Raw genomic sequence first — 25,385 nt, forward strand, 5'->3', positions numbered from 1 at the left:
GGAAAGAAATTCCGCAACTTTCAAAAAGAAAGTTGCGGAGAGGCGAAATTAGATTTTGCCGAACACCAGGGAACCGTTGGTTCCACCGAAGCCGAAGGAGTTTTTGACAGCGATATCGATCGCCATCGGTCGTGCAGCATTGGCGCAGTAATCCAGATCGCAGTTTGGATCCTGGTTGAAGATGTTGATGGTCGGCGGCGAGATTTGCTTGTTCACGGCCAGAACGGTGAAGACCGATTCCAGGCCGCCTGCGCCACCCAGCAAGTGACCCGTCATCGACTTCGTCGAATTGACTACCACCTTCTTGGCATGATCTCCCAGCGCGCGCTTGATTGCGACCGTTTCAGCGATATCGCCCAGCGGCGTAGATGTGCCGTGTGCATTGATATAGTTGACTTGATCCGGATTAATGCCAGCGTTTTTCATTGCGGCAATCATGCAGCGGCGCGCACCATCGCCATCTTCCAACGGCGCTGTCATGTGATGCGCATCGGCGCTCATGCCGTAACCAAGCAATTCGGCATAGATCTTGGCGCCGCGTGCCTTGGCATGCTCATACTCTTCCAGCACCATGACACCCGCACCTTCGCCGAGCACAAAGCCGTCGCGATCCTTATCCCATGGACGGGATGCGGTCGCGGGGTCATCGTTACGCGATGACAAGGCACGGGCTGCGGCAAAGCCACCCACGCCCAACGGCGAAATGGTGGATTCGGCGCCGCCGGCGATCATGACATCGGCGTCACCATATTCAATCAGCCGTCCTGCTTCACCGATGCAGTGCAAACCGGTGGTGCAGGCCGTCACGATCGCCAGATTCGGGCCCTTCAGTCCATATTTAATGGACAGGTGACCCGAGATCATATTGATGATCGACGCGGGAACAAAGAAAGGAGAGACGCGGCGCGGACCACGCTTTTCCAGCTCGGCGTGAGTTTCCTCGATCATCGGCAAGCCGCCGATACCGGAACCGACGATCACGCCGATGCGCTCGGCATTGGCTTCCGTGACTTCCAGGCCACTGTCCTGGAAAGCCTGGATGCCAGCCGCCATGCCGTAGTGGATAAACGTATCCATCGTGCGGGCTTCCTTGCTCGACAAATACTCGTCGACATTGAATCCCTTCACTTCTCCGGCAAACGTGGTGGAAAAAGGCGTGGCGTCAAACCGAGTGATGGGGGCGATGCCAGACTTACCTTCAATCAATGCACTCCACGCATCGGTAATGGTATTACCAACGGGGGAAATGCAACCCAAGCCGGTGATGACTACCCGACGGCGTTGACGCGAGCTGCTCAAGCGTTTCTCCTTGCGATACAAATGTCGATTTAGGCCTTGACGTGCGCCTTGGCGTAATCGATCGCTTGTTGAACGGTGGTGATCTTCTCGGCTTGCTCGTCCGGGATTTCCATTTCGAATTCGTCTTCGAGTGCCATCACCAGTTCCACGGTGTCGAGCGAATCAGCGCCGAGGTCGTCGACGAACGAGGACTCGGTTTTGATGTCGGCTTCAGCGACGCCCAGTTGTTCAGCGACGATTTTCTTAACGCGTTGTTCGATATCGGACATGTTATGGCTCCAAGTGTTTACAGAAAGTGCGCGCATTTTATCAGGTTTGCGCTTTGAAAAATCACTTTTAGTTATTTTCTCGATCATTCAAGAAAATCTGCTAAAAGCACCAAAAATTCATTAACTCATGTACATGCCGCCATTCACGTGCAGCGTCGCGCCCGTGATGTAGCCGGCTTGTGGCGATGCCAGGAAGCTCACAGCAGCAGCGATATCTTCCGGCGTACCAAAACGGCCCAGAGGAATCTGCTGCTGCAAAGCGGCAATCTGCTGCTCGCTCAAGGCTTTTGTCATGTCGGTATCAATGAAACCCGGCGCAATGCAATTGACCGTGATGTTGCGGCTGCCGATCTCGCGCGCCAGGGCGCGGCTCATGCCCGCCACGCCGGCCTTTGCAGCAGCATAGTTCATTTGACCGGGATTGCCGGCCGAACCGACGACCGACGTAATATTAATGATGCGTCCCTGCTTGGCTTTCATCATGCCGCGCAGTACAGTGCGCGACAGACGGCCGACAGCGGTCAGGTTAGTGGCGATGACGGCATCCCACTCTTCATCCTTCATGCGCATCGCCAGTTGATCCTGGGTGATGCCGGCATTGTTGACGAGAATCGTGACTGCGCCAAATTCTTTTTGGATGTCGTCGATGAGAGCGACACTAGCGGCAGCGTCGTTCACGTTCAGGACTGCACCTTTCCCGGCTTCCTGACCAATTTCAGCAAGATAGGCGGATATCGCCTCTGCACCAGATTCGGAAGTTGCGGTACCGATGACTTTTGCGCCCTGGCGTGCCAGTTCGCGAGCGATTGCCCGGCCGATGCCACGCGAGGCACCTGTCACCAGCGCGACTTGATTATTCAGGTTCTGTGCAGTCACTTTAGGGTCTCCAATACTTTTTCCAGGCTTGCCTGGTCAAACACGGCTTCGCCGACCAGGTTGCCATCGATTCGCTTGGTCAGACCTGCGAGCACCTTGCCGGGGCCGCATTCGACCACGTGCGTGATGCCGCTGGCAGCAATTTTCTGCACGGTTTCCACCCAGCGCACCGGGCTGGCAGCCTGGCGCACCAGTGCATCCTTGATCGAAGCAGGCTCAGTGACGATCGCCACATCGACGTTGTTGATCACCGGGATTTGCGGAGCCGAGAAAGTCACGCCTGCCATGTACTCGCGCAAGCGGTCCGAAGCCGGCTTCAGCAGCGAAGAATGGAATGGCGCCGACACTGGCAGCGGCAAGGCGCGCTTGGCACCCTTGTCCTTGGCGGCCTGGCAGGCACGCTCAACGGCCTCCTTATGACCGGCGATCACGACTTGGGCCGGTGCATTGAAGTTCACCGGCTCGACGATCTGACCTTGCGCAGCTTCAGCACAGGCGGCGCGCACGTCTTCATCCGACAGGCCGAGAATCGCCGCCATACCGCCCTGCCCGACAGGCACGGCTTCCTGCATGGCTTGCGCACGGAAGCGCACCAGCGGTACGGCATCCTTGAATGCGATCACGCCTGCGGCAACCAATGCTGAGTACTCGCCCAGACTATGGCCGGCGACTACTGCAGGGGCAGGGCCGCCCGCAGCAATCCAGGCACGATAGGTTGCCACCGCTGCGGTCAGCATCACCGGCTGGGTATTAGTCGTCAGGTCGAGGTCTTCCTTCGGACCTTCGGCAATCAGCTTGCCAAGATCGAATTGCAAGGCGTCGGACGCTTCGGCGATGGTTTGCTCTACTGCCGCATTGCCGGCAAAACCATTCAGCATGCCGACTGCTTGCGAGCCCTGGCCGGGAAACACAAAAGCGAATTTATTCATGTGAGTTAAGCAGGATCAGAATACCAATTCAGTCAAACACGAAACGATGCCATTACATTCGCGCCAGCACCGCACCCCAGGTAAAGCCGCCGCCGACGCCTTCCATCATCACGTTCTGGCCGGGTCTGATGCGACCATCGCGCACCGCCTGATCCAGCGCCAGCGGGATTGAAGCCGCAGAGGTATTACCATGCTGGTCGACTGTGACGACCATTTTTTCCATTGGCAAGCCGAGCTTCTTGGCTGTGCTTTGCATGATGCGGACATTCGCCTGGTGCGGCACCAGCCAGTCGAGCTGCGAGGAATCCATGCCGGCGATTTCCAGCGCCTCGTGAGCGACTTTTTCCAGGACCGATACGGCCAGCTTGAAGACAGCCTGGCCATCCATGACCAGGAAGGCGCTGCCTTCCAGCATGCCGCCGCTGGGCTTGCCAGGGACGCACAGGATTTCCGAGTGGCGGCCGTCGGCATGCAGCCTGGTGGCCAGGATGCCCGGCTCATTCGAAGCGCTCAACACCACAGCGCCAGCACCGTCACCGAAGAGCACGCAGGTGGTGCGATCATCGAAATTCAGGATGCGCGAAAATACTTCCGCGCCGATCACCAGCACCTTCTTGTGAGCGCCGGCCTTGATGAAATTGTCGGCGATCGTCATCGCATACGCGAATCCGGTGCAGACGGCTTGCACATCGAATGCAGGGCAGCCATTGGTGATGCCCAGCTTGCGCTGCACCACGCAGGCCGTGCTGGGAAAACCGCCGAAATGATCCGGCGTCGAAGTCGCCATGACGATCAGGTCGATCTCATCCGGCTGCAGGCCGGCGGCATCCAGGGCGCGCTTCGCCGCTTCCACTGCCAGGTCGCTGGACTGTACGCCGGTATCGGCAAAATGGCGCGCAGCGATGCCGCTGCGGGATACGATCCACTCGTCTGAGGTTTCGATTCCCTTTTCCGCCAGTTGCGCTGCCAGATCATGATTGGTAATGCGCCGCGGAGGCAGATAGCTGCCAGTGCCAATGATTTTGCTATACAGGCTCATGGTGGTTTTATTGGATGGGTGCAGGAAGGACGCTGGGGTCGGCGGAGGCCGCTTGTGCTTCGGCTTGCGGCATCAATTCAGCGATGCTGGCGGAAATACGTGCGATCAGATCGTGGGTCGCCGCATCATATGCGCGGCGAATCGCCCATTCGTATGCGTAGGCATCGGCGCCGCCATGGCTCTTGAAAACCAGTCCGCGCAGACCCAGCAGACTTGCGCCATTATAACGTGAGGGATTCAAGCGCCGCGAGATGGCTTTGAGCGCGCCGCGGGCAATCAAGGCCCCCAGCATATTCAGCGGATTACTCTTGAATTCCGCCGTCACGGCAGCCTTGAAAAAACGGCCCAGGCCTTCGGACGCCTTCAGGGCGACATTACCGACAAAACCGTCGCATACGACGATATCGGTCGTGCCTTTGAAAATATCGTCGCCTTCGACATTGCCGTAAAAATTCAGCACGCCCTTTTCGTGATCGGCGCGCAGCAACTTTGCCGTCTGCTTGACGACCTCATTGCCCTTGATGTCTTCCTCGCCGATGTTGAGCAAGCCGACGCTCGGCTTTGCCTTCCCTTCGCTGCTTGCCACCAGCGCCGAACCCATCAGCGCAAACTGATGCAAGTGATGCGGCTCGCAATCGACATTGGCGCCGAGATCCAGCATGTAAGTCGGCTTGTCTTTCTGGTTCGGGATCAGCGTGCAGATGGCCGGACGGTCGACGCCAGGCAGGGTTTTCAGCACGTAGCGGGAAATGGCCATCAGCGCGCCGGTATTACCTGCGGAGACGCTGGCCTGGGCACGCCCATCCTTGACCAGACTTACTGCGACGCGCATCGATGAATCCTTCTTGCGACGCAAGGCAACTTCCACCGGATCATCCATGGTCACAACTTCTTCGGCATGAAGAATGGACAGGCGGGGATGATCGAGGGCACGATGCTTTTTCAGCTCGGCACGAATTGCCTCTTCGCGCCCGACCAGGATCAATTCCGCATCCTGCTGGCGATTGACAAACGAAACGGCCGCAGGGACTGTGACCGCACAGCCGTGGTCTCCCCCCATGCAGTCGATGGATATTTTAATTGTCATTGCTTTGATTCTGGCGCCACGTCTCAGATAGACCAGATGCTACGCAGCGCAAAATGACGCAATCTATCAGAAACACAAAAAGCGGCGTCGCTCTACTACGCATCACGCCGCTTTTTCATCCAAAAACAACAATGGATTATTCGTCGTTCTTGGTCTTCAGGACCTTGCGACCACGATAGTAGCCATTCGGGCTGATGTGGTGACGCAGATGGGTTTCACCGGTAGTCGGCTCGACTGCTAGGTTCGGCGCGGTCAGGTGATCGTGCGAACGGTGCATGCCGCGCTTGGATGGGGATTTCTTATTTTGCTGAACAGCCATGATTACTCCTAAACCTAAGATTCCAAAATTTTAACACAACTCAACGCAAACCCGCCCAAACTTGCATATGGCAAATCCGCATATTCTTATCTACTGCTTAACGCTTCCAATCTTTCAGCACACTGAAAGGCGAAGCTGCTTTTTCGACTTGCGCTTCCGGCTTTTCTGCCGTTTTTCCTGGACAGACATCATGCCTTGGAGATACCGGCAAGGCCAGCAATGCTTCATCTTCAATCAGGTTTGCAACATTAAACTGTAGCGAACCCGCAATGACTTCAAGCGAATCATCGTCCAGCGCCTCTTCCAGCTCATCGGCGCCCGCCTCATCCTGAGCAAGCACCAGGATTGAATTCGATTCGACACCGAATTCGAATGGCGTTAGACAACGCTGGCACATCAACTGCACTGAACCACTTACGTTCAGCGTCAGCTGCGGATATCCCTGAGCATGCTTGCCGCCCGTAAGCGACCAGCGAATCACCCCTGCGGGAGTGAAGGCTTCCGCAGCCAACCTGGGCAATTCAGCCACAGCGAATTCGCCCTCGAGCGCCTCTCCGAGACGGCAGAATTCAAATGCATCGATCAGAATAGCTTCCATGCGCCTGACGAGTCCGGAAAACCTGCGATAATAACAGGCTTTTCCTTTATTCGTCAAAGCCTTAGCGCATTGCGAGCTTACATGCATTCAATTTGTTAAGCTCTTAAGCGCATTCATCTTGCCACCATGACAAACTCAACCAATAAGCCGGTGCTGCCACGCCTGATTTTGGGCTCAAGTTCCAAATATCGCCAGGAACTACTGGCGCGACTAGGATTGCCATTCGAGGTATGCAAACCGGATATCGACGAAGCTCCACGCAATGGCGAAACGCCTGAGGCGACCGCCTTGCGCCTGGCATTGGAAAAAGCGCAAGCGGTTGCCCGGCAAAACCCTGGCGCATTGGTAATCGGTTCCGACCAGGTGGCCACGCTGGATGGGGCACAGATCGGCAAACCCGGAACGCAAGAAAAAGCTTTGCAGCAATTGCAAACCATGCGCGGCCGCCAGGTGATATTTCATACGGCACTCTGCCTGTGGGATGACCGGAAAAGCGCGGAACGGGATGCCGCCCAAGTCGAGTGCGTGCCATCCTACGTCACTTTCCGCAATCTGCCGGATGAAGAGCTCGATGCCTATCTGCGGATCGAACAGCCTTATGATTGCGCCGGCAGCGCCAAAAATGAAGGATTGGGCATCGCCCTGCTGGAAAAAATCGAAAGCACCGACCCGACGGCCCTTACTGGCCTGCCGCTGATTGCATTAACCACCATGCTGCGCCGTGCCGGCGTGCCTTTTTTTCGTACATGACCATGGCTGGCACACTTTATTTGATACCCAATACGCTCGGCCCCGCTGATGCCGGCGCCGCCGATCCTCTGCGCGCACTGATTCCGGACGAAGTGCAAGCCATTACGGCCGGACTGGATTGCTTTATCGCGGAAAATGCCAAGACGACGCGCGCCTTTCTCAAACTGGTCGCACTTCAGCACCCGCTGGCCAAGCCGCTGCAGGAAATTCAGATCAACGAATTGAATGTCAATACGCCCGAAGCCATGCTGCCGCAATTGCTGCAGCCGCTGCTGGAGGGCCGAAATGCCGGGCTGATCTCGGAGGCCGGCGTGCCGGCGGTGGCGGATCCGGGCGCCAACCTGGTCAGACTGGCTCATGCCCAAGGTATCCAGGTTCGCCCGCTGGTCGGCCCCTCTTCCCTGCTACTGGCAGTCATGGCCAGCGGCCTGAATGGCCAGAGCTTCGCCTTCAATGGCTATCTGCCGGTCGATGCCGCGCAGCGCGGCAAACAGATCAAGATGCTCGAAGAGCGCTCACGGAAGGAAAAGCAGACCCAGATTTTTATTGAAACGCCCTATCGCAATGCCGCCCTGCTGGAAACATTGGCGAATACCTGTCAGCCGGGCACATTGATCTGTATTGCAACGGATTTGAGCCTCGCCTCGGAATCCATCGTGACCCGCACTGCAGCGGTCTGGAAAAAGCAATTGGCCGCAGGCAAGGCACCGGACTTGCACAAGCGGCCAACCGTATTTTTATTTCTGGGCCAATAACAAGGCTTTTGACACCAGCCGTAAAATCAGCTGGCGCCAGGATGGATCAACGCAGGCTCGGACGAGCGTGGCTGCCGCTCCACATCGATTGCCATGCGCCGGCACCGACTGATGCGCCGAATTTTTTCAGGAAGCGCTCGGACAGGTTTTCATGCTCGGTATAGTCGACGATTTCCTCGACTTTCAGCTCGTTGCGCGCCACGCTATCCACCGTACCAAAACCATCGGCCAAGCCCATTTCCACTGCCTTGCTGCCGGTCCAGAACAGGCCCGAAAACGTTTCCGGCGTTTCCTTCAAGCGTTTGCCGCGCCCTTCGCGCACCACCTGAATGAACTGCTGATGGATTTCTTCCAGCATTTCCTTGGCATAGACTTTTTGGGATTCGCTTTGCGGACTGAACGGGTCGAGAAAGCCCTTGTTTTCCCCGGCAGTAAGCAAACGGCGCTCGACACCCACCTTGTCCATCAGGCCGGTAAAACCGAAGCCATCCATCAATACGCCGATCGATCCGACGATGCTGGCCTTGTTGACAAAAATTTTGGTCGCCGCAGCAGCAATGTAATATCCGCCGGAAGCGCACATTTCATCCACCACCACATACAGGGGTTTTTTCGGATATTCGGCACGTAAGCGCTTGATCTCGTCATTGATCATGCCAGCCTGGACAGGACTGCCGCCCGGACTGTTGATGCGCAGAATCACACCAACCGAGCCCGAATCGGAAAAGGCACGGTTCAGCGCAGGAATCACCGAATCGGCGTCGCCACTGCCGCCACCGGAAGAAATCTGCCCGTCGATCTCGATCAGGGCAGTATGCGTGGTCGAGACTTCCGATGCCGCATTACCCAGCCCCAGTACGCGCCACAAGACGATACATGCGAGGGCGAGAAACGCGAGCTTGAAGAAAATGCTCCAGCGGCGCCTGGCCCGCTGTTCACGCAAAGCCTCCAGGGCCAGTTTTTCCAGCACGTCGCGCTCCCAATTGCCTGTGCGGCCCGCCGCCATGACCCCGGCTGCCGGCGCGCGGGCTCCATCCGGCGCTCCCGGGCTTTCCGGCCCGATCGGCGGGGTATTTTCCATATCCTTATCCATAAACCTTCCCTGTCATATGAGATTCACGCTCTTACCGGCGTAAGATAATCGTCCGGTTGCCAGAATACCATCCCATCCGCCTCCACCACCGTGATCGGGCGCAGCTTCCCGCCGCGACACGGGCCGCCGGCGCAATGCCCGGATTCGGGCAGATAGACAGCGCCATGCGTGGAGCACATCAGATACAAGCCGGTGGAATCGAAGAATTCTCCCTCGTTCCAGTCCAGCTCGATCGGCACATGCGCACAACGGTTCAGATAAGCGCGCGCCACGCCGTCATAGCGCACCGCGAAGCCGGTCGCGTCCTCGCCGCCAGCCGTCAGGGAAAAACGCACGCCCCTGCCGCCTTCGGACAGATCTCCGGACGGGCAGATCGGGATCAGTTCACTCATGGATTCACGCATGTTCGGCAAGCCAGGCATGCAGCTCCGGCACGGATTCGGCGGCATAAACGGGCGCCAGCGCGCGCAACTGGTGCGCCGGATGGGCGCCGTAATGCACGGCGATTCCCGCGGCACCGGCGTTGACCGCCATCTGCAAGTCGTGGGTGGTATCGCCGATCATCACGGTGCGCCCCATGTCCTGTCCCAGTTCGCGCGTAAGTTCGTTGAGCATGGCCGGATGAGGCTTGGAAAAAGTCTCATCGGCGCAGCGCGTGGCATCGAAAAAGGACATCAAGCCGGCCGCATGCAACGCCCGGGTCAGGCCGACGCGGCTCTTGCCGGTGGCAACAGCCAGGAAATAACCTTTTTGCGACAGGTCCTGCAGCATCTCGCGCGTCCCCTCGAACAGCGTCAGTTCATGGTCCTGACTGAGGTAATGGTAACGATAACGCTCCACCATGCGCGGATAATGCTCAGGGTCGAGCCCGGGCACCGCTTTTTGCAAGGCTTCCTGAAGTCCCAAGCCAATCACGTGCGCCGCCATGTCGCGGTCCGGCGCCGGGACGCCAAGGTCGCGCGCGGCCGCCTGGATGCACTTGACGATGGCTGTAGTGCTATCCATCAGAGTACCGTCCCAGTCGAAGACGATCAGGTCAAACTGTTTTCTTGCCATGTTTTTAATCGCGTTACCGCTTACCCTTTTGCTTGAGCCAAGTCATCATCTCGCACCGGTCCCGCCTGCTGTTCCAGACTGCTTAAAAAATTAAGGCATTCGGCTGGGAGCGGCGCATTCAGACGAACTTCCTTGCCGGTATGCGGATGCGTGAATGTAATTTGATGCGCATGCAGGAACATGCGTTTCAGCGCCCGGCGTCCGCCCTCAGTCTTCTGCAAAGCCTTATTAAGCGTGAAATCGCCATATTTATCGTCACCCAGAATTGGAAAACCGTTCGATGCCAGATGCACGCGGATTTGGTGGGTGCGCCCGGTTTTCAACTCCGCCTCGAGCAAGGTATACGGACCATATTTTCTCAAAAGCTGGAAAATCGTGTGCGACGGCATGCCGTCGGCCTGCACCCTTACCCGGCGCTCGCCATCCGGCGTCGTATACTTAAATAGAGGCAGCTTGACGTGCTGACGGCGGTTTTGCCAATCGCCGGCAACCAAGGTCAGGTAACGCTTATCAAATGCTCCCTCGCGCATCTGCTCGTGCAGATTCGTCAGGGCCGAACGTTTCTTTGCCAGCAATAGAATCCCGGACGTTTCACGGTCGAGCCGGTGCACCAGTTCCAGGAATTTCGCCTGCGGACGCGCCGCCCTTAACTGTTCGATCACACCGTAACTGACGCCGGAACCGCCATGCACGGCCACACCGGCTGGCTTGTCGATCACCAGCATGTGCTCGTCTTCCATCAGAATGGCGAATTCGGCCGCCGGTGCAGTTTGCGCCGGCTTTTCCGCCAATCTCAGCGGCGGAATACGGACTACGTCGCCATCTTCGAGACGATAGGTCTGGTCGATCCGCCCCTTGTTGACTCGCACTTCACCGGAGCGTAAGACCCGGTAAATATGGCTCTTCGGCACGCCCTTACAAGTTCTTATCAGGAAATTATCGATGCGCTGGCCGGCTTCTTCGGAAGAAATCGTCACAAGTTGAACTTGCGGCAAGACTTGCGATGGCTGGGATTGCGCAGGTTTTTTTGCACTTCCCTCTGAATATCTCGCTAAGTCCTTCATTTTGAATATATAATCGTTGCGCGATGGGCATAACCCAAAGCAAGTGTGAGAATAAAAAGAGCATTCTACACAGAGGCGTGACCATCGGCCTCGCTGAATTGCAAATTCGATGGAAAAGCAGTGTATGCACATCGCCGTGCGTACCGGGGTCGCACCGCAGTTGCGATCAGGTGGCGCGCTACGATGATGGATATGAATGCCCGGATAGATAAGATAATGCCGGCGAGCCCGTTCACAAGGGCAGGCTCGCTGGTCGGTAGTGTTGCAGCCGGTTGGCCGTTTGCGAACCGGTGCGTTGCTGGTAATGCGTTTGCCAGGCCTTGGGGTGCGTGTATTTTGTGCCTGTATTGTGCCCGTATTTCGATACGCCCATACCTGGCCCGGCCCGCGTCCGGCAAACCTTGCAACACCCTGCGCCCTGTTGCGGTGCGCGCTTGATTCCTGCGCGGCCGCACGCCAAGGCAATTCTCTCCCCCGGGTGCTCCATCCTTGCGTACATCCCTGTACTTGTGGCTGCATGTGAGCGGCTTGCGTCGTCAATTAGAGAAATATAAAGGCAGGTCATGAAACCGTCGGCTGTTCCCCACTCTGGCATCGGCGCTCCGCGCAGAACATGCCGGCAGTGCACACGGGCCGCACCCTGTCGCTGTTTCTGAAAGCTGACTACGCTCGCTGGCTGCAGCCCTGACATGGCCTTCGGGTCAGGAGCATAACAACATGAAACGGATGTTATTCAACGCCACGCAGCAGGAAGAACTGCGTGTGGCGATCGTCGATGGGCAAAAGCTGATCGACATCGACATCGAAACCGCTGGCCGAGAACAGCGCAAATCGAATATCTACAAGGGTGTCATCACCCGCATCGAACCCTCGCTGGAAGCCTGCTTCGTCAATTACGGCGAAGACCGTCATGGCTTTTTGCCTTTCAAGGAAGTGGCGCGCAGCTATTTCAAGGAAGGCGTCGATGTGCGCAATTGCTCCATCAAGGAAGCGCTGCGCGAAGGCCAGGAAATCATGGTCCAGGTCGAAAAGGAAGAGCGCGGCAACAAGGGCGCCGCCCTGACCTCCTTCATTTCGCTAGCTGGCCGTTACCTGGTGCTGATGCCGAATAATCCGCGCGGCGGCGGCGTCTCGCGCCGTGTCGAAGGCGAAGATCGCCAGGAATTGCGCGAAACCATGGACAAGCTCGATCTGCCTTCCGGCATGTCGGTGATTGCCCGCACTGCCGGCATCGGCCGCAGCGTCGAAGAACTGCAGTGGGACTTGAACTACCTGATGCAACTGTGGCGCGCCATCGAAGGCGCAGGTCAGTCCGCACCGGGTGCGTTCCTGATTTACCAGGAATCCTCGCTGGTCATCCGCGCCATCCGCGATTATTTCCAGCCTGATATCGGCGAAATCCTGATCGATACCGACGATATCTATGAGCAGGCGCACCAGTTCATGGCGCACGTGATGCCGGACATGATCCACCGCGTCAAGCGTTACCGTGACGATGTGCCGCTGTTCTCGCGCTTCCAGATCGAACACCAGATCGAAACCGCGTATTCCCGCACCGTGCCGCTGCCTTCCGGCGGCGCTATTGTTATTGATCATACCGAAGCGCTGGTATCGATCGACGTCAACTCGGCGCGCGCCACCCGTGGCAGCGACATCGAGACGACCGCATTCAATACCAATCTTGAAGCTGCCGATGAAGTGGCCCGCCAGTTGCGCCTGCGCGACCTGGGCGGCCTGATCGTGATCGACTTCATCGACATGGAGAATTCCAAGAACCAGCGTGAAGTCGAAAACCGCCTGAAAGATGCGCTGCACTATGACCGTGCGCGGGTCCAGATGGGCAAGATTTCCCGCTTCGGCCTGATGGAATTGTCGCGCCAGCGCCTGCGTCCGTCGCTGTCCGAGGGCAGCCACGTGACATGCCCGCGCTGCAACGGCACCGGCCATATCCGCGATACAGAATCCTCCGCCCTGCAGGTGCTGCGCATCATCCAGGAAGAAGCGATGAAGGAAAATTCGGCGCTGATCCACATCCAGGTGCCGGTCGATGTGGCCGCCTTCCTGTTGAATGAAAAGCGCGGCGAGATCCTGAAGATCGAAACACGCCATCGCGTGACCGTGATCCTGATCCCGAACAAGCATCTGGAAACGCCGCATTACCGCATGGAGCGCATCAAGCACGACGATCCGCGCCTGGAAGACATGCAAGCCAGCTATACGCTGGCAGAAGAAGCCGAAACCGATCTCGGCTTCAGCAAGCGCCAGAAGGATGAAGCCGCCAAGCCGCGCCAGGAAGCCGTGGTCAAGGGCATCACCCCGGCGCAACCGGCACCGATTATCGAACGCAAGGCAGCCGAGGAAGCGGCTCCTGCGGCAGCACCGGCCATTCTTTCCGGCGAACCTGGCTTCCTGAGCAAGTTGTTCGGCTTCTTCTTCAAGAAACCGGAACCGGCTCCTGCCCCGGTTGCTCCAGTAGAAGTGAAACCCGAACAAACGCGCGAACGCAATGGCGAACGCGGTGGCCGCAACCAGCGCAACCGCAATCGCAATGGCCGTGGCCAGCGCGAGGACCGAGAAGGAACACGCGGCGAACAACGCCAGGAAGCAGCGGCCAAGCCCGCCCTGACCGAAACAGCCGGCGCACCAACTGGCCGTCAGCCGCGCCAGCAGCGCGATCCGCAGGAAGGACGTCGCGAGCGCACGGAACGTCCGGAGCGTGGCGAACGAACCGAACGCGCCGAAAGGCCGGAGCGTGCCGAGCGCCAGCAGCGTAATCGTGAAGAACGCAAGGAAGTGCAAGTCAAGGCGGAGGAATCCACGGTTGAGACTGCAGCAATGCCGCTTGCCACCGGCGTACCGGCATTGACAACCGCAAGTGTGAGCATCGCTGAGATCGCTTCGGAACAAGCCGAAGCCCAGGTGGAAGGCACCGCAACCGAATCTGAAACCGGCGAGCAAGGTGAGGAACAGCGCCGCCGCCGCCGTCGTCGTGGTGGCCGTAACCGTAACCGCCGTGAGCGCGAAGGTGCCGAAGCACTGGCCGAAGGCGAAAGCGCGGCTGAGGTAGCGGACGAGACGGACATCGAGTCAGCCGACGCTGCAGAAGCGCCACAAGCAGTCAATGCAGTCGAAACAGCCGGCGCTGATGCTGAAAATGCCGCTCCTGCGATCAAAGCGGAAGAGCAGCCGGCTGTGGAAGCTGAGGCAGACAAGCCAGCCGCAGAATTCGTCGCGGTGCAAGCCAACGTCGTAACGGAACCGGTTGCAGCGCCGACGGTTCCTGTTGCCCCTGCAGTTACCGTTGCAGAACAGGCTTCCCTGCCGCTGGAGCCGGCTGTTGAAGAGGCGCCTGCGCCAGCGCCAGCCCCGACTGCAGCAGCGCCGGAAACTGCGCCTGTGGCCGCCGAAGCTCCGGTTGAGACACCTGCCGCTCCTGCTGCTCAAGCGGAAGTCGCGCCGGTTGCTTCACAACCTCAGGCAGCTGCTGAAGAAAATCAGCGCGTTGTTGCTGCGCCGATGCCGCTGGATGAATTGCGCAGCGTCCTCAGTGCCGCTGGCCTGACGCTGGCGAGCACCGATCCCGAGAAGCTGCGCGCTGCCCAAGAAGCAGCGGCCCGTATCGTGCCGCCGGTGCGCGTGCCGCGCGAGCGCAAGCCGTTGCCGCCGCTGTCGACTGAACCGCTGGTGCAGGTCGAAACGCGCCGTTAATCGCATTAGGCAATCGTCAGAAAGAGGAGCTTCGGCTCCTCTTTTTTTATCCCTGTCCCGCATTCCAGTCCCCTGTACCCCATCCTCCACATGGCGCTGATACATGACCTCCCGTTTCAAGAACATCCGCGATAAAAACGCCCCCTATCTTAGTCATTCCTTAATGACAAGCAATAAGCGGGGCGCTAACATGCCTGCCACCGACCACGACAAGCTTGAATATCAACATGTTCACGACCAGCCTGCGGCATAATGTATCCTTTACAGAAGCCCTGCTTTACTGGCTCAAGCTTGGCTTTATCAGTTTTGGCGGTCCGGCAGGCCAGATCGCGCTCATGCATACAGAGTTGGTCGAAAAAAGACGCTGGATCTCGGAGCGGCGTTTTCTCCATGCGCTGAACTATTGCATGCTATTGCCCGGCCCCGAGGCCACGCAACTGGCGATCTATATCGGCTGGCTGATGCATGGGACGCTTGGCGGCATTATCGCGGGGGCTCTCTTTGTGCTCCCTTCCTTGGTGATTCTGATCGCGCTGTCGTGGATCTACCTGGCATTCGGCCATGTCGGACTAGTGGCGGGCATCCTTTACGGCATCAAGCCGGCCGTGGTCGCCATCGTCTTGGCTGCGGCATGGCGCATCGGTTCACGGACGCTGAAGAATGGCTGGTTGATGGCGATTGCGCTGGCCGCATTCGTGGCAATTGCGATCGTTGATGTGCCCTTCCCTTTCATCGTTCTGGGTGCGGCACTTGTGGGCATGATTGGCGGGAAGTTTGCTCCTGACGTGTTTAAAGTAGGCGGTGGCCATAAGCAGGCGAATGTCGCAGAAGAATCTGGACCGGCGATTATTGATGACCATACGCCCACACCGGAACATGCCGGTTTTTCGTGGGGCAAGCTTTTTCGCGTAACGCTGATTGGCATCGCTATGGGAATTGTCTCGTGGAGCATGCTGGTTGCAGTTTTCGGCAAAGCTACGCCCTTGGTGCAGATGAGCTGGTTCTTCACCAAGGCTGCCTTGCTCACCTTTGGCGGCGCTTATGCCGTGCTTCCTTATGTCTATCAAGGCGGCGTTGAAACCTATCAATGGCTCACCGCAGCGCAAATGATCGATGGCCTGGCATTGGGAGAGACCACGCCGGGGCCGCTGATCATGATTGTCGCCTTCATCGGCTTCGTCGGCGCATGGACCAAAACAGTGCTCGGTCCGGAGAGTTTGGTGCTGGCTGGAATTCTGGGCGCTTGCGTGACGACGTGGTTCACTTTCCTGCCGTCTTTTGTATTCATCCTCGCCGGCGGTCCGGTGGTGGAAGCCACGCGCGACAAGATTCGCCTGACGGCTCCGCTGACGGCGATTTCCGCCGCGGTGGTGGGCGTCATCCTGAGTCTCGCAGTTTTCTTCGCGGAACATGTATTCAAACTTTCCCAACCTCTAATGCAATGGGATGTTGTCGCGATCGCGCTGGCAGCCGCATCCTGCATCGCCCTGCTCCGCTATAAACTCGGAACGATTTCTTTGTTGACGGCATGTGCGATTGTCGGGCTCGTGGTATCTTCTTTCCATTGATAATACCGTTCAGGCAGTCGGAATTTTCTTGGTAAATTGTTGATTGGCTATTGAAGCATACCGACTTTTTACATGAAGACACTGCAAGCATCGCCGGCATGACTGAAAAATTCATCCCCGTGACCGACCTGCGCACCCGCGCTACCAAACCGGTCATTCCCGTGCGCCCGGTGGCACCTTCCGGGCTTCTCGCCGACAGCCTCGGCCGGCCGCTGCGCGATCTGCGTATCTCCGTCACCGACCGCTGCAATTTCCGTTGCGTGTATTGCATGCCGAAAGAGGTGTTCGACAAGGATTACCGCTATCTGCCGCACACGGACCTGCTTTCTTTCGAAGAAATCACCCGACTCGCCAGTGTGTTTGTCGCCCATGGCGTCGACAAGGTCCGCCTGACCGGCGGCGAGCCGCTGCTGCGCAAGAATCTGGAGAAACTCATTGCGATGCTGGCCGAGCTGAAAACGCCGGATGGCCGCGCGCTCGACCTGACGCTGACCACCAATGGCTCATTGCTGACCAAGAAGGCCCAGGCATTGAAGGATGCCGGCCTGACGCGAGTGAGCGTATCGCTCGATTCGCTGGACGATGCCACGTTCCGCCGCATGAACGATGTCGATTTTCCCGTGACCGATGTATTGGCTGGCATCGAGGCCGCCGAGCGTGTCGGGCTGGGACCGGTGAAAGTCAACATGGTGGTCAAGAAGGGCATGAACGATGGCGAGATCCTGCCGATGGCGCGCCACTTCCATGGCAGCGGCGTCATCCTGCGTTTCATCGAGTACATGGATGTCGGCGCCAGCAATGGCTGGAAAATGGACGAGGTGATGCCTTCCGCTGATGTCGTGAAGCGCATCGACGAAGCCATGCCGCTGGAAGCGATCGCGCCTAATTACACCGGCGAGACGGCCGAACGCTGGCGCTATCTGGATGGCGGCGGGGAGATCGGCGTCATTTCTAGCGTTACGCAAGCCTTTTGCCAGGATTGCACGCGTGCGCGCCTGTCTACCGAGGGAAAGCTCTATACCTGCCTGTTCGCCAGCCAGGGGCATGATTTGCGTGCCCTGCTGCGCGGCGGCCACAGCGATGAAGAGATCAGCGGTGCGCTTGCCCACTTGTGGCAGGCACGCTCCGACCGCTATTCCGAATTGCGCACCAGCCAGACGGAAGCGACGGCCAGGCGCAAGATCGAAATGTCGTATATCGGTGGATGAAGCTGGCAAGCCTTCAGCAATTTGCCATGGTCAGAGGCCGCTTGCCAGCCTGCTTTGAAAATAAGGCGTGCTGCGAGGCAGGCTTAACTTCCGCCACACCTCGGCTTAGCTTCAGTCTTCGCCGTCCAGGCTAGCTTATTAAGTTCGCCCTGGCGCGGGCAATGCCATACGGGCAGGCGCGTTGCGCTGAGCCGGCGCCGGCAAGGCTGCCACTCGCTCCCCTGCGTCCCTATCGTCCAGCTTGAACACTTTCACCAGCTGCGCCAGGCCGCCGGCCTGATCCTGTAGCGATGCCGCCACTGCCGCGGCTTCCTCGACCAGCGCGGCATTTTGCTGGGTCACCTGGTCCATCTGCGCGATCGTGTGATTCACCTGTTCGATGCCCGCGCTTTGCTCGCTGCTGGCGGCGGCGATTTCATTCATGATATCGGTGACGCGCTGCACGCTGGCGACGATTTCCTGCATGGTTACGCCGGCATGATCGACCAGCTTTCTGCCTGAATCGACCTTGGCAACCGAATCGTCGATCAAGCCCTTGATTTCCTTGGCCGCAGATGCGGAACGTTGCGCCAGCGTGCGCACCTCTGCCGCTACCACCGCGAATCCGCGTCCCTGCTCGCCGGCGCGCGCGGCTTCCACTGCGGCGTTCAGCGCGAGGATATTGGTCTGGAACGCGATGCTGTCAATGACGCCGATGATGTCGACGATCTTCTTCGAGGAAGTGTCGATCGCGGCCATGGTATCGACCACTTCGGACACTACCACCCCGCCCCTGCCTGCCACTTCCGACGCGGAAGCCGCGAGCTGATTCGCCTGGCGCGCATTGTCGGCGTTTTGCCGCACGGTGGAAGTCAATTCTTCCATCGATGAAGCAGCCTCTTCAAGCGCGGCTGCCTGTTGTTCGGTGCGCGCGGAGAGATCGAGGTTGCCCGAGGCGATCTGGGTGGAGGCAGTGGCGATCGCATCGGTGCCGGTGCGCACCTGCGCGACGATGCGCACCAGGCTGTCGTTCATGTTCTTGAGCGCCAGCATCAGCTGCCCGGCCTCGTCGGTCGAGCGCACGTCGATGCGCGTCGAGATATCGCCTGCCGCCACCGTTTCCGCCACGCGCACCGCCGCCTTCAGAGGACGGACGATCGAGCGCGTGATCAGCCAGGCGACCACGATACTCAGCAGCATGGTCAAGCCGCCGAGAACCAGCACGATATTGCGCGAATGCTCATACTCGGCGTGTGCGTCGACGGCTGCCTGCGCCGCCATTTCCTTTTCATGGGCGACGATATCGTCGAGCGCCACCAGCGTCTTGCGCAGCGCCGGCGCCGCCACGCTCATCAGGTGTTCGGTGGCTTCGGCATTTTTCTGCTCGGCCTTCATTGCCAGCACTTCATTATTTTTCGGCACCGCGATGACCAGCAAATCGTTCAGCGTCGCCAGCAGGGCCTGTTCCTTTTCGCTGGTGGCCAACTTGCTCAATTCCTTCTTGCCGGCGCCGTATCGCGCGCGCGCCTCGCCCATCCTTTTCTTTTCTGCGTCGATCGCCGCATCTTCGTTCAGCAAGACGATGTTGCTGGCATGCGTAGCCACGTCGCGGATCGCGAATGCCATGTCGCTGGCCGCGGCAACCTTGGCATTTTTATCGTTCACAATATCGTTCAGGCGATGCTCGATACGCCCCATCGAATTCAGGCTCAAGCCCAGAACAGTACCCAACAACCCCAGCACAAGAGCAAAAGCCAAGCCCAGCCGGAAGCCGATTCTCATATTTGCAAACGACATTTTACTTCCCAGATTTTTTATTAAACAGAATGAATATGTTCAGGATTTAAACGATGAGTTTTGCGACGCTGTCGATAGAGCGACGCTGATAAAAAACGCGCCGGCCTGGATAAGGAGCGGCGCGTTTTGTTTTGGCAGGAAGAGATGAATTCGCGACAGAGCTTATCTCTTCCTTTCCTTTTGCCGCTTAGCCCTTCACCAGCGGACAGTTGCCTTCGTTAAGCGGGCGGAATGCCTTGTCCGCCGGGATCACTGCTTTCTGCTTGTAGTAATCCCACGGGTACTTCGATTCGGACGGCTTCTTCACCTGGTACACGTACATGTCGTGCACCATGCGGCCATCTTCGCGGATCTTGCCGTTCTTAGCGAACATGTCGTTGATCGGCGTCGACTTCATCTTGGCCATGACTGCCGCGGTATCGTCCGTGCCCGCAGCCTGCACCGCCTTCAGGTAATGCAGCGTGGATGAATAGTCGCCGGCATCGCCCATGGTCGGCATGCGCTTGGTCATCTCGAAGAAGCGCTTGGACCATTTGCGGGTTTCTTCGTCGCGGTCCCAATAGAAGCCGCTGGTGAGCGTCAGGCCCTGCGCGATTTCCAGGCCCATGGCATCGACGTCGGTGATCCACACCAGCAGGCCCGCGAGGGTTTGCTTGCCGGACTTGGTCACGCCGAATTCATACGCGGATTTGACGCTGTTGATGAAACCGGTGCCGGAACCTGCCAGCGCAATTACCTTGGCCTTGGAGCTCTGTGCCTGCAGGAGGAAGGAAGAGTAATCCGACGTGTTGACCGGATGGCGGATGGTGCCCAGCACTTTGCCGCCCTTGCCCTTGACTGCGCCGATCGTATCGGCTTCCAGTGAATGGCCGAAGGCGTAATCGGCGGTCAGGAAGTACCAGCTGTCGCCGCCCTGCTTGACGATTTCATTGCCCGTGCCATGCGCCAATGCCCAGGTGTCGTAGGCATAGTGAATGCTGTTGGGCGTGCAGGCATCGCCGGTGATGCGGGAAGAGCCGGAGCCGTTGACGATGGCGATGGCGTTCTTTTCCTTTGCCACGCCGATTACCGACAGCGCCACGCCGGAATTGATCAGATTGGAGATCATGCGGACGTTTTGCGTATCGAACCATTCACGCGCCTTGGTGGCAGCGATATCCGGCTTGTTGAGGTGATCATTGACGACCACTTCGATGGGGCGCCCGAGCACTTTGCCGCCAAAATCCTGTACCGCCATTTTTACGGCATTGACCGCTCCCTGGCCGGCTTCGTGGGAAAACTGGCCGGTCATGTCAGTCATGACGCCGATGCGCAAAGGCTTCGTATCCTGCGCATTGGCAGCCCCTGCGGCAAATGCCGCCAGCAGGCTGAACTGCAATACCTTCATTGCTTTCTTCATTGTCTCGCTCCAATCTGGATTTACTAAATAGTATATTTAAGCAAGTAATACGCTTGCATAAGTAGATTATTAAAATCGTGACGCAATGTCAAAGACTTTGTCATCCATTCTCGAATAATTTAAGTGCAACGTGAATCACCGATACGCGAGCGAAGTCACGGCATGCCTGCTGCCGTCCCAGACGAGTTTCATAATCAAATCGACAGTTTTTTCAATCCACTTATGAAAGCATTAACTTGACCTCACGATGCGAAAGCAAGCGCGTCATGTTCCCTGTCTTGACGACATCAGCGCACACGCATAAACCCCATCGGGTATTGTTCGTCAGGCGGCCTCGCATGAATTGTCGAAGCTGTAGCTCAACCCGTACTCGACTTGACGCGGATCGAGTTCTTCTCCGCATTCGCTGCATACGACACGAGCAAAGAAATCATGCTGGCACAGGCGATGACGCAGGATCAGCGGCGGCTTGCCATGGGATAGCCACTTGTCGCCCCAGTGCATCATGACGATCATCGAGCCGTACAGGTCGCGTCCCTTGGCGGTGAAGCGATACTCGTAACGATCCGGGCGAGCCTGGTATTGGCGCTTTTCGATGACGCCATGCTCGGTCAAGCGCTGCAGACGGTCGGTGAGAATGTTGCTGGCAATGCCGAGGTTGGCCTGAAATTCATCGAACCGGCGCACGCCGAAAAACATTTCGCGGATTAACAAGAAGCTCCAGCGATCGCCGATGATCTGCAGCGACCGTGCCACCGAGCAGGGACGCAAGCGCTGCAGCACCTGCGGATCGGAAGCGCGACGCGAACGTATGCGGTCGAGCTGGCGTGCCTGGCTGCCTGCCCCCGGGCCGTTACGGTATTGCACGTCGTGCGGGTCGACAGCCTGGTTGCAAGCCGAGCATGCGACCACTGGCGAGCAATGCTTGCCGCAGCGCTTGTGAATCAGACGCAACGGAAGCTCTTGGCCATCGCTTTGCCAGGTATCGCCGAATTTGAGCAAGGCCAGCATGGTCGGATACAAGTCCCTGCCCTGTTCCGTCAGTCGGTACTCGAAACGGGCTGCCGACGCCGAGTAGGCAACCTTGCGCAACAAGCCGAGTTCGGTCAGCTTGAGCAAGCGTTTGACCAGGGTATTGCGCGGCAATTTAAGAACGCTCTGGAACTGCTCGAAACGGCGCGCGCCGAAAAAGCATTCACGCAAGACCAAAAAGCTCCAGGCATCCGAGAGGATTTCGACCGTACGGCCGACTGAACAGAATCGGTCCAGCGATGGAAAGCGCGGAGGGGCATCCGCATCCTGCAAAGTGCTCATTGATTGCACGGCTGGCATAGTAATGATCGAATCCTAAATCTGGCGCAATGACGGAACAAGTTCAGAGCACTTCATTATATACGGGCGACGTCAGATGCCTCCCATGCACAGGTACTTGATTTCCAGGTAATCCTCGATCCCGTACTTGGATCCCTCGCGGCCATTGCCGCTTTCCTTGATGCCACCAAACGGCGCCACCTCGGTGGAAATCAAGCCTTCATTGACGCCGACCATGCCGTATTCCAGCTTCTCGGCCACGCGCCAGACGCGACCGATATCGCGACCATAGAAATAGGCTGCCAGGCCGAATTCGGTATCGTTGGCCAGGCGAATCGCCTCTTCCTCGGTCTTGAATCGGAAGACGGGCGCGACCGGGCTGAACGTTTCTTCGCGGAAGATCGCCATGTCGGGAGTCGCGTCGGCCAAAATGGTTGGCACATAGAAATTGGCGCCAAGCTCATGGCGTTTTCCGCCGAGGATGACTTTTGCGCCTTTTTTCGTGGCATCGCTGACATGCTCTTCGGCTTTGGCGACCGCCTTGTCATCGATGAGCGGACCGATCACCGTGCCGCTCTCGAGACCGTCGCCGACTTTCAAGGCACTTACCGCCTTGGCAAAGCGCGCGACGAAATCATCGTAAACCGCATCCTGCACCAGGATGCGATTGGCGCAGACGCAGGTTTGCCCGGCGTTGCGGTACTTGGCGATCAGCGCGCCCTTCACTGCCGCATCGAGATCGGCATCGTCGAACACGATGAATGGCGCATTGCCGCCCAATTCCATCGATGTTTTCTTCACCGTGGCGGCACATTGCTGCATGAGCAGCTTGCCGATTTCGGTCGAGCCGGTGAAGGTCAATTTCCGCACCGTCGGATTGGCAGTCATTTCGCCGCCGATTTCCGATGCCGATCCGGTTATGCATGAGAACACGCCCTTGGGAATGCCGGCACGCTCGGCGAGCACGCACAGGGCCAATGCCGAGAACGGCGTCTGGCTGGCGGGCTTGACGACGATGGTGCAGCCGGCCGCGAGTGCCGGTGCAACCTTGCGGGTGATCATCGCTGCTGGAAAGTTCCAGGGCGTGATCGCCGCGCACACGCCGACCGGCTGCTTGATGACGACAATGCGGCGGTCGCCGGCGGGCGCGGGAATCGTGTCGCCATACACGCGTTTGGCTTCTTCGGCGAACCATTCGACATACGAAGCGGCATAGGCGATCTCGCCACGGCTTTCCGCCAAGGGCTTGCCTTGCTCGGTGGTCATGATGACCGCCAAGTCTTCCTGGTTCGCCATCAATAACTCAAACCATTTACGCAGAATGACAGCACGCTCCTTGGCCGTTTTCGCTTGCCAGGCTCCCATGGCGGCTTCGGCGGCTTCGATGGCACGGCGGGTTTCGGTACCGCCCATCTTCGGCACGTTACCGATGGCAGCGCCGGTCGCGGGGTTATCCACGGCGATGGTGCCGCCGCTATCGGCATCAACCCAGGCTCCGTCGATATAGCATTGCTGACGAAGAAGAGATGGATCCTGCAAACGAATGGCGGAGATAGTGGCTTGGTTCATGTGGTCTCTTGGCGTATAAGGTGACAATGGCGCAGCGGCAATGGCAGATGACGGCAGCGTTCCGCAAGCGATGAACATTCCGTGTCATGCCGAACATGAACTGCCCGGCATGACACGCTTCCTCAATTTGTGGTGAGGACTTCCTTCAGTTTGAAACGGATGATCTTGCCCGATCCGGTGCGCGGAATTTCTTCCACTACGTGAACAGCCTGGGGCAGCTTGTACGACGACAAGCGCTCGCGGCAATGCTCGATCAGATCGGCCTCGACCAGCGTCGTGCCGGGACGCGGCACTACGAATACCACGGGGACTTCGCCCAAATGCGGATGCGGCGCGCCGACCACGGCGCAGTCCAGCACCGCCGGATGAGCACAACAGGTTTCCTCGATCTCGGCGGGCGCAATATTCTGACCGCCCCGGATGATGAGTTCTTTCAGCCTGCCGGTAATGGTAAGGAAACCATTGTCATCGGCTTTCGCCAGGTCACCGGTGTGATACCAGCCATTGCGGACTGCCTTGGCGGTTTCCTCCGGCTTGTTGTGATAGCCCTTCATCAGGTTGGGACCGCGCACGACTAGCTCGCCTTCGACACCGGCCGCGACGTCCAGCCCGGTCGCAGGATCGATGATGCGGGTCGTCAAACCCGGCACAGGCAAGCCGCAGGAACCCATCACACGGCCACCGCTGAGCCAGTTGAGCGTCACCATCGTCGAGGTCTCGGTAATGCCGTAACCGTCAAGCAGCATGACGCCGAAGCGCTGTTCGAATTCCTGATTGACAGGCGCAGGCATGATGGCGCCGGCGGACAGGCAGACGCGCAGACCAGGAAAACGCACACCCGGCTCGGCGCGCGCCGCTTCCAGCATGTAATGGAACATGGTGGGCACGCCGGGAAATACCGTCACGCCGCCAGCCTTCAACTGCGCCATGACTTCGGAGGTGGAAAACTTTTCCAGTATTGTTTCGCTCGCGCCTGTCGCCACGATGCTGACTGCCGTAAGATTCAGCGCATACGAGTGGAACAGCGGCAAGGGCGACAACACGTGATCGTTTTCATTCAGCCCTGCGATCGGCGCCCAGCAGGCAGCGGTCACCCACAGCATGCTGCGCTGGGAGAGCAATACGCCCTTGGCGCGGCCGGTGGTGCCCGATGTGTAAACGATGAAAGATGGCTCGTCGATCGTTTCCAGGTCACGCGGCGCGGAACGCGGCGCATTTCGGCACAACGCCGCAAAGCGCAGGCAGCCGGCGCTCGCCGCGGTCGTATCTCCCCGGTCGGTCAGAATCACCGTTTTGAGATGAGGATGTTCGGCCTGCAGTTTTGCCACCAGTTCGGCACGCTCATTGCTCGTGATAATCGCCTTGCAGTTGGCATCGCTGATGCGATACGCCACTTCATGCAGTGTCGCATCGTAGCTGATCGGCACGCTCACGGCGCCGGCGCGCACCGTCCCCAGGCAAGCCTCGACCCACTCCACCGAATTGGGCAGAAAGAGCGCGACGCAATCGCCAGGCTCGATGCCGGCATCCTGCAAATGGCCGGCAAGGTTGGCGGTGATCGGCTCCAGTTCGCCGTAACTGACAGATGTCCTGCTGTCCCGGAATGCGAACTTCTCCGGCTTGGTTTCAGCATGACGGCGTAGCAAAGGGCCCAGCGGGGCGATCAGTTCGGTATGTATCATATTGTCTCCTCTTGCTCTTGGCCTCCGGCG

General features: G+C 58.4%; 22 protein-coding genes. 5 read left to right on the forward strand and 17 right to left on the reverse strand.

Annotated elements, in window-relative coordinates:
- Positions 1-48 precede the first annotated feature (48 nt).
- The 8 genes from fabF to EDC30_RS16330 all read right to left on the reverse strand — a co-directional run bounded on the left by fabF (position 49) and on the right by EDC30_RS16330 (position 6,347).
- On the reverse strand, positions 49-1,299 hold the full coding sequence (gene fabF / locus EDC30_RS16295) for a beta-ketoacyl-ACP synthase II (protein ID WP_132259917.1): 1,251 nt from the start codon (positions 1,297-1,299) through the stop codon (positions 49-51).
- Between the two features lie 29 nt (positions 1,300-1,328).
- Entirely contained in the window at positions 1,329-1,568 is a 240-nt protein-coding gene (gene acpP, locus EDC30_RS16300) for an acyl carrier protein (protein WP_007881445.1), read from the reverse strand.
- A 120-nt stretch (positions 1,569-1,688) separates the two neighbouring features.
- Complete coding sequence (fabG, locus tag EDC30_RS16305) at positions 1,689-2,444, reverse strand: 3-oxoacyl-ACP reductase FabG (RefSeq protein WP_132259918.1); 756 nt, start codon at positions 2,442-2,444, stop codon at positions 1,689-1,691.
- The gene (gene fabD, locus EDC30_RS16310) at positions 2,441-3,373 is read right to left on the reverse strand and encodes an ACP S-malonyltransferase (RefSeq protein WP_132259919.1); all 933 of its coding nucleotides are present in this window, start codon (positions 3,371-3,373) and stop codon (positions 2,441-2,443) included. Before fabD ends, fabG begins: the two co-directional genes overlap by 4 nt.
- Before the next feature lie 52 nt (positions 3,374-3,425).
- Positions 3,426-4,412, reverse strand: a complete 987-nt coding sequence (locus EDC30_RS16315) for a beta-ketoacyl-ACP synthase III (RefSeq protein ID WP_132259920.1) — start codon at positions 4,410-4,412, stop codon at positions 3,426-3,428.
- Positions 4,413-4,419: 7 nt separating this feature from the next.
- Positions 4,420-5,499, reverse strand: coding sequence for a phosphate acyltransferase PlsX (gene plsX / locus EDC30_RS16320; protein WP_132259921.1), 1,080 nt, complete (start codon positions 5,497-5,499; stop codon positions 4,420-4,422).
- 136 nt (positions 5,500-5,635) lie between these two features.
- Positions 5,636-5,818, reverse strand: a complete 183-nt coding sequence (rpmF, locus tag EDC30_RS16325; protein WP_132259922.1) for a 50S ribosomal protein L32 — start codon at positions 5,816-5,818, stop codon at positions 5,636-5,638.
- A gap of 97 nt (positions 5,819-5,915) precedes the next feature.
- Positions 5,916-6,347: a YceD family protein gene (locus EDC30_RS16330; RefSeq protein ID WP_243656826.1), complete on the reverse strand. Its 432-nt coding sequence runs from the start codon at positions 6,345-6,347 to the stop codon at positions 5,916-5,918.
- 195 nt (positions 6,348-6,542) lie between these two features.
- On the opposite strand from EDC30_RS16330, the gene EDC30_RS16335 reads away from it, so the two are divergent.
- Together EDC30_RS16335 and EDC30_RS16340 are read left to right on the forward strand one after the other, a co-directional pair.
- Positions 6,543-7,166, forward strand: coding sequence for a Maf-like protein (locus tag EDC30_RS16335; protein WP_132259924.1), 624 nt, complete (start codon positions 6,543-6,545; stop codon positions 7,164-7,166).
- Between the two features lie 2 nt (positions 7,167-7,168).
- Complete coding sequence (locus EDC30_RS16340; protein ID WP_132259925.1) at positions 7,169-7,921, forward strand: SAM-dependent methyltransferase; 753 nt, start codon at positions 7,169-7,171, stop codon at positions 7,919-7,921.
- A 46-nt stretch (positions 7,922-7,967) separates the two neighbouring features.
- Here EDC30_RS16340 and EDC30_RS16345 read toward each other — a convergent pair whose 3' ends face one another.
- Genes EDC30_RS16345 through rluC form a run of 4 tightly spaced genes read right to left on the reverse strand, consistent with a single transcriptional unit; the run spans position 7,968 to position 11,134 of the window.
- The gene (locus EDC30_RS16345) at positions 7,968-9,002 is read right to left on the reverse strand and encodes a S49 family peptidase (protein ID WP_207907309.1); all 1,035 of its coding nucleotides are present in this window, start codon (positions 9,000-9,002) and stop codon (positions 7,968-7,970) included.
- A 35-nt stretch (positions 9,003-9,037) separates the two neighbouring features.
- Positions 9,038-9,406 carry a Rieske (2Fe-2S) protein gene (locus EDC30_RS16350; protein ID WP_132259927.1) on the reverse strand — a complete coding sequence of 123 codons (369 nt, stop codon included), beginning with the start codon at positions 9,404-9,406 and terminating at the stop codon, positions 9,038-9,040.
- A 4-nt stretch (positions 9,407-9,410) separates the two neighbouring features.
- Positions 9,411-10,070 carry an HAD-IIIA family hydrolase gene (locus EDC30_RS16355; RefSeq protein ID WP_132259928.1) on the reverse strand — a complete coding sequence of 220 codons (660 nt, stop codon included), beginning with the start codon at positions 10,068-10,070 and terminating at the stop codon, positions 9,411-9,413.
- 20 nt (positions 10,071-10,090) lie between these two features.
- Complete coding sequence (rluC, locus tag EDC30_RS16360; RefSeq protein WP_132259962.1) at positions 10,091-11,134, reverse strand: 23S rRNA pseudouridine(955/2504/2580) synthase RluC; 1,044 nt, start codon at positions 11,132-11,134, stop codon at positions 10,091-10,093.
- A gap of 717 nt (positions 11,135-11,851) precedes the next feature.
- Between rluC and EDC30_RS16365 the strand changes: the two genes are divergently transcribed.
- The 3 genes from EDC30_RS16365 to moaA all read left to right on the forward strand — a co-directional run bounded on the left by EDC30_RS16365 (position 11,852) and on the right by moaA (position 17,618).
- Entirely contained in the window at positions 11,852-14,842 is a 2,991-nt protein-coding gene (locus EDC30_RS16365) for an Rne/Rng family ribonuclease (RefSeq protein WP_132259929.1), read from the forward strand.
- Between the two features lie 227 nt (positions 14,843-15,069).
- The gene (chrA, locus tag EDC30_RS16370) at positions 15,070-16,410 is read left to right on the forward strand and encodes a chromate efflux transporter (protein WP_132259930.1); all 1,341 of its coding nucleotides are present in this window, start codon (positions 15,070-15,072) and stop codon (positions 16,408-16,410) included.
- Between the two features lie 98 nt (positions 16,411-16,508).
- Entirely contained in the window at positions 16,509-17,618 is a 1,110-nt protein-coding gene (moaA, locus tag EDC30_RS16375; protein WP_132259931.1) for a GTP 3',8-cyclase MoaA, read from the forward strand.
- Positions 17,619-17,756: 138 nt separating this feature from the next.
- On the opposite strand, the gene EDC30_RS16380 is transcribed toward moaA, so the two are convergent.
- From EDC30_RS16380 to EDC30_RS16400, 5 genes are all read right to left on the reverse strand, one after another.
- Positions 17,757-19,394 carry a methyl-accepting chemotaxis protein gene (locus EDC30_RS16380; protein WP_132259932.1) on the reverse strand — a complete coding sequence of 546 codons (1,638 nt, stop codon included), beginning with the start codon at positions 19,392-19,394 and terminating at the stop codon, positions 17,757-17,759.
- 187 nt (positions 19,395-19,581) lie between these two features.
- Positions 19,582-20,793: an ABC transporter substrate-binding protein gene (locus EDC30_RS16385; RefSeq protein ID WP_132259933.1), complete on the reverse strand. Its 1,212-nt coding sequence runs from the start codon at positions 20,791-20,793 to the stop codon at positions 19,582-19,584.
- Between the two features lie 324 nt (positions 20,794-21,117).
- Positions 21,118-22,107: a winged helix-turn-helix transcriptional regulator gene (locus EDC30_RS20015; RefSeq protein ID WP_207907310.1), complete on the reverse strand. Its 990-nt coding sequence runs from the start codon at positions 22,105-22,107 to the stop codon at positions 21,118-21,120.
- A 90-nt stretch (positions 22,108-22,197) separates the two neighbouring features.
- On the reverse strand, positions 22,198-23,673 hold the full coding sequence (gabD, locus tag EDC30_RS16395; protein ID WP_132259935.1) for an NADP-dependent succinate-semialdehyde dehydrogenase: 1,476 nt from the start codon (positions 23,671-23,673) through the stop codon (positions 22,198-22,200).
- Positions 23,674-23,795: 122 nt separating this feature from the next.
- Entirely contained in the window at positions 23,796-25,355 is a 1,560-nt protein-coding gene (locus EDC30_RS16400; protein ID WP_132259936.1) for a class I adenylate-forming enzyme family protein, read from the reverse strand.
- Positions 25,356-25,385 lie beyond the last annotated feature (30 nt).

The sequence above is a fragment of the Paucimonas lemoignei genome (assembly GCF_004342585.1).
GTDB lineage: Bacteria > Pseudomonadota > Gammaproteobacteria > Burkholderiales > Burkholderiaceae_D > Paucimonas > Paucimonas lemoignei.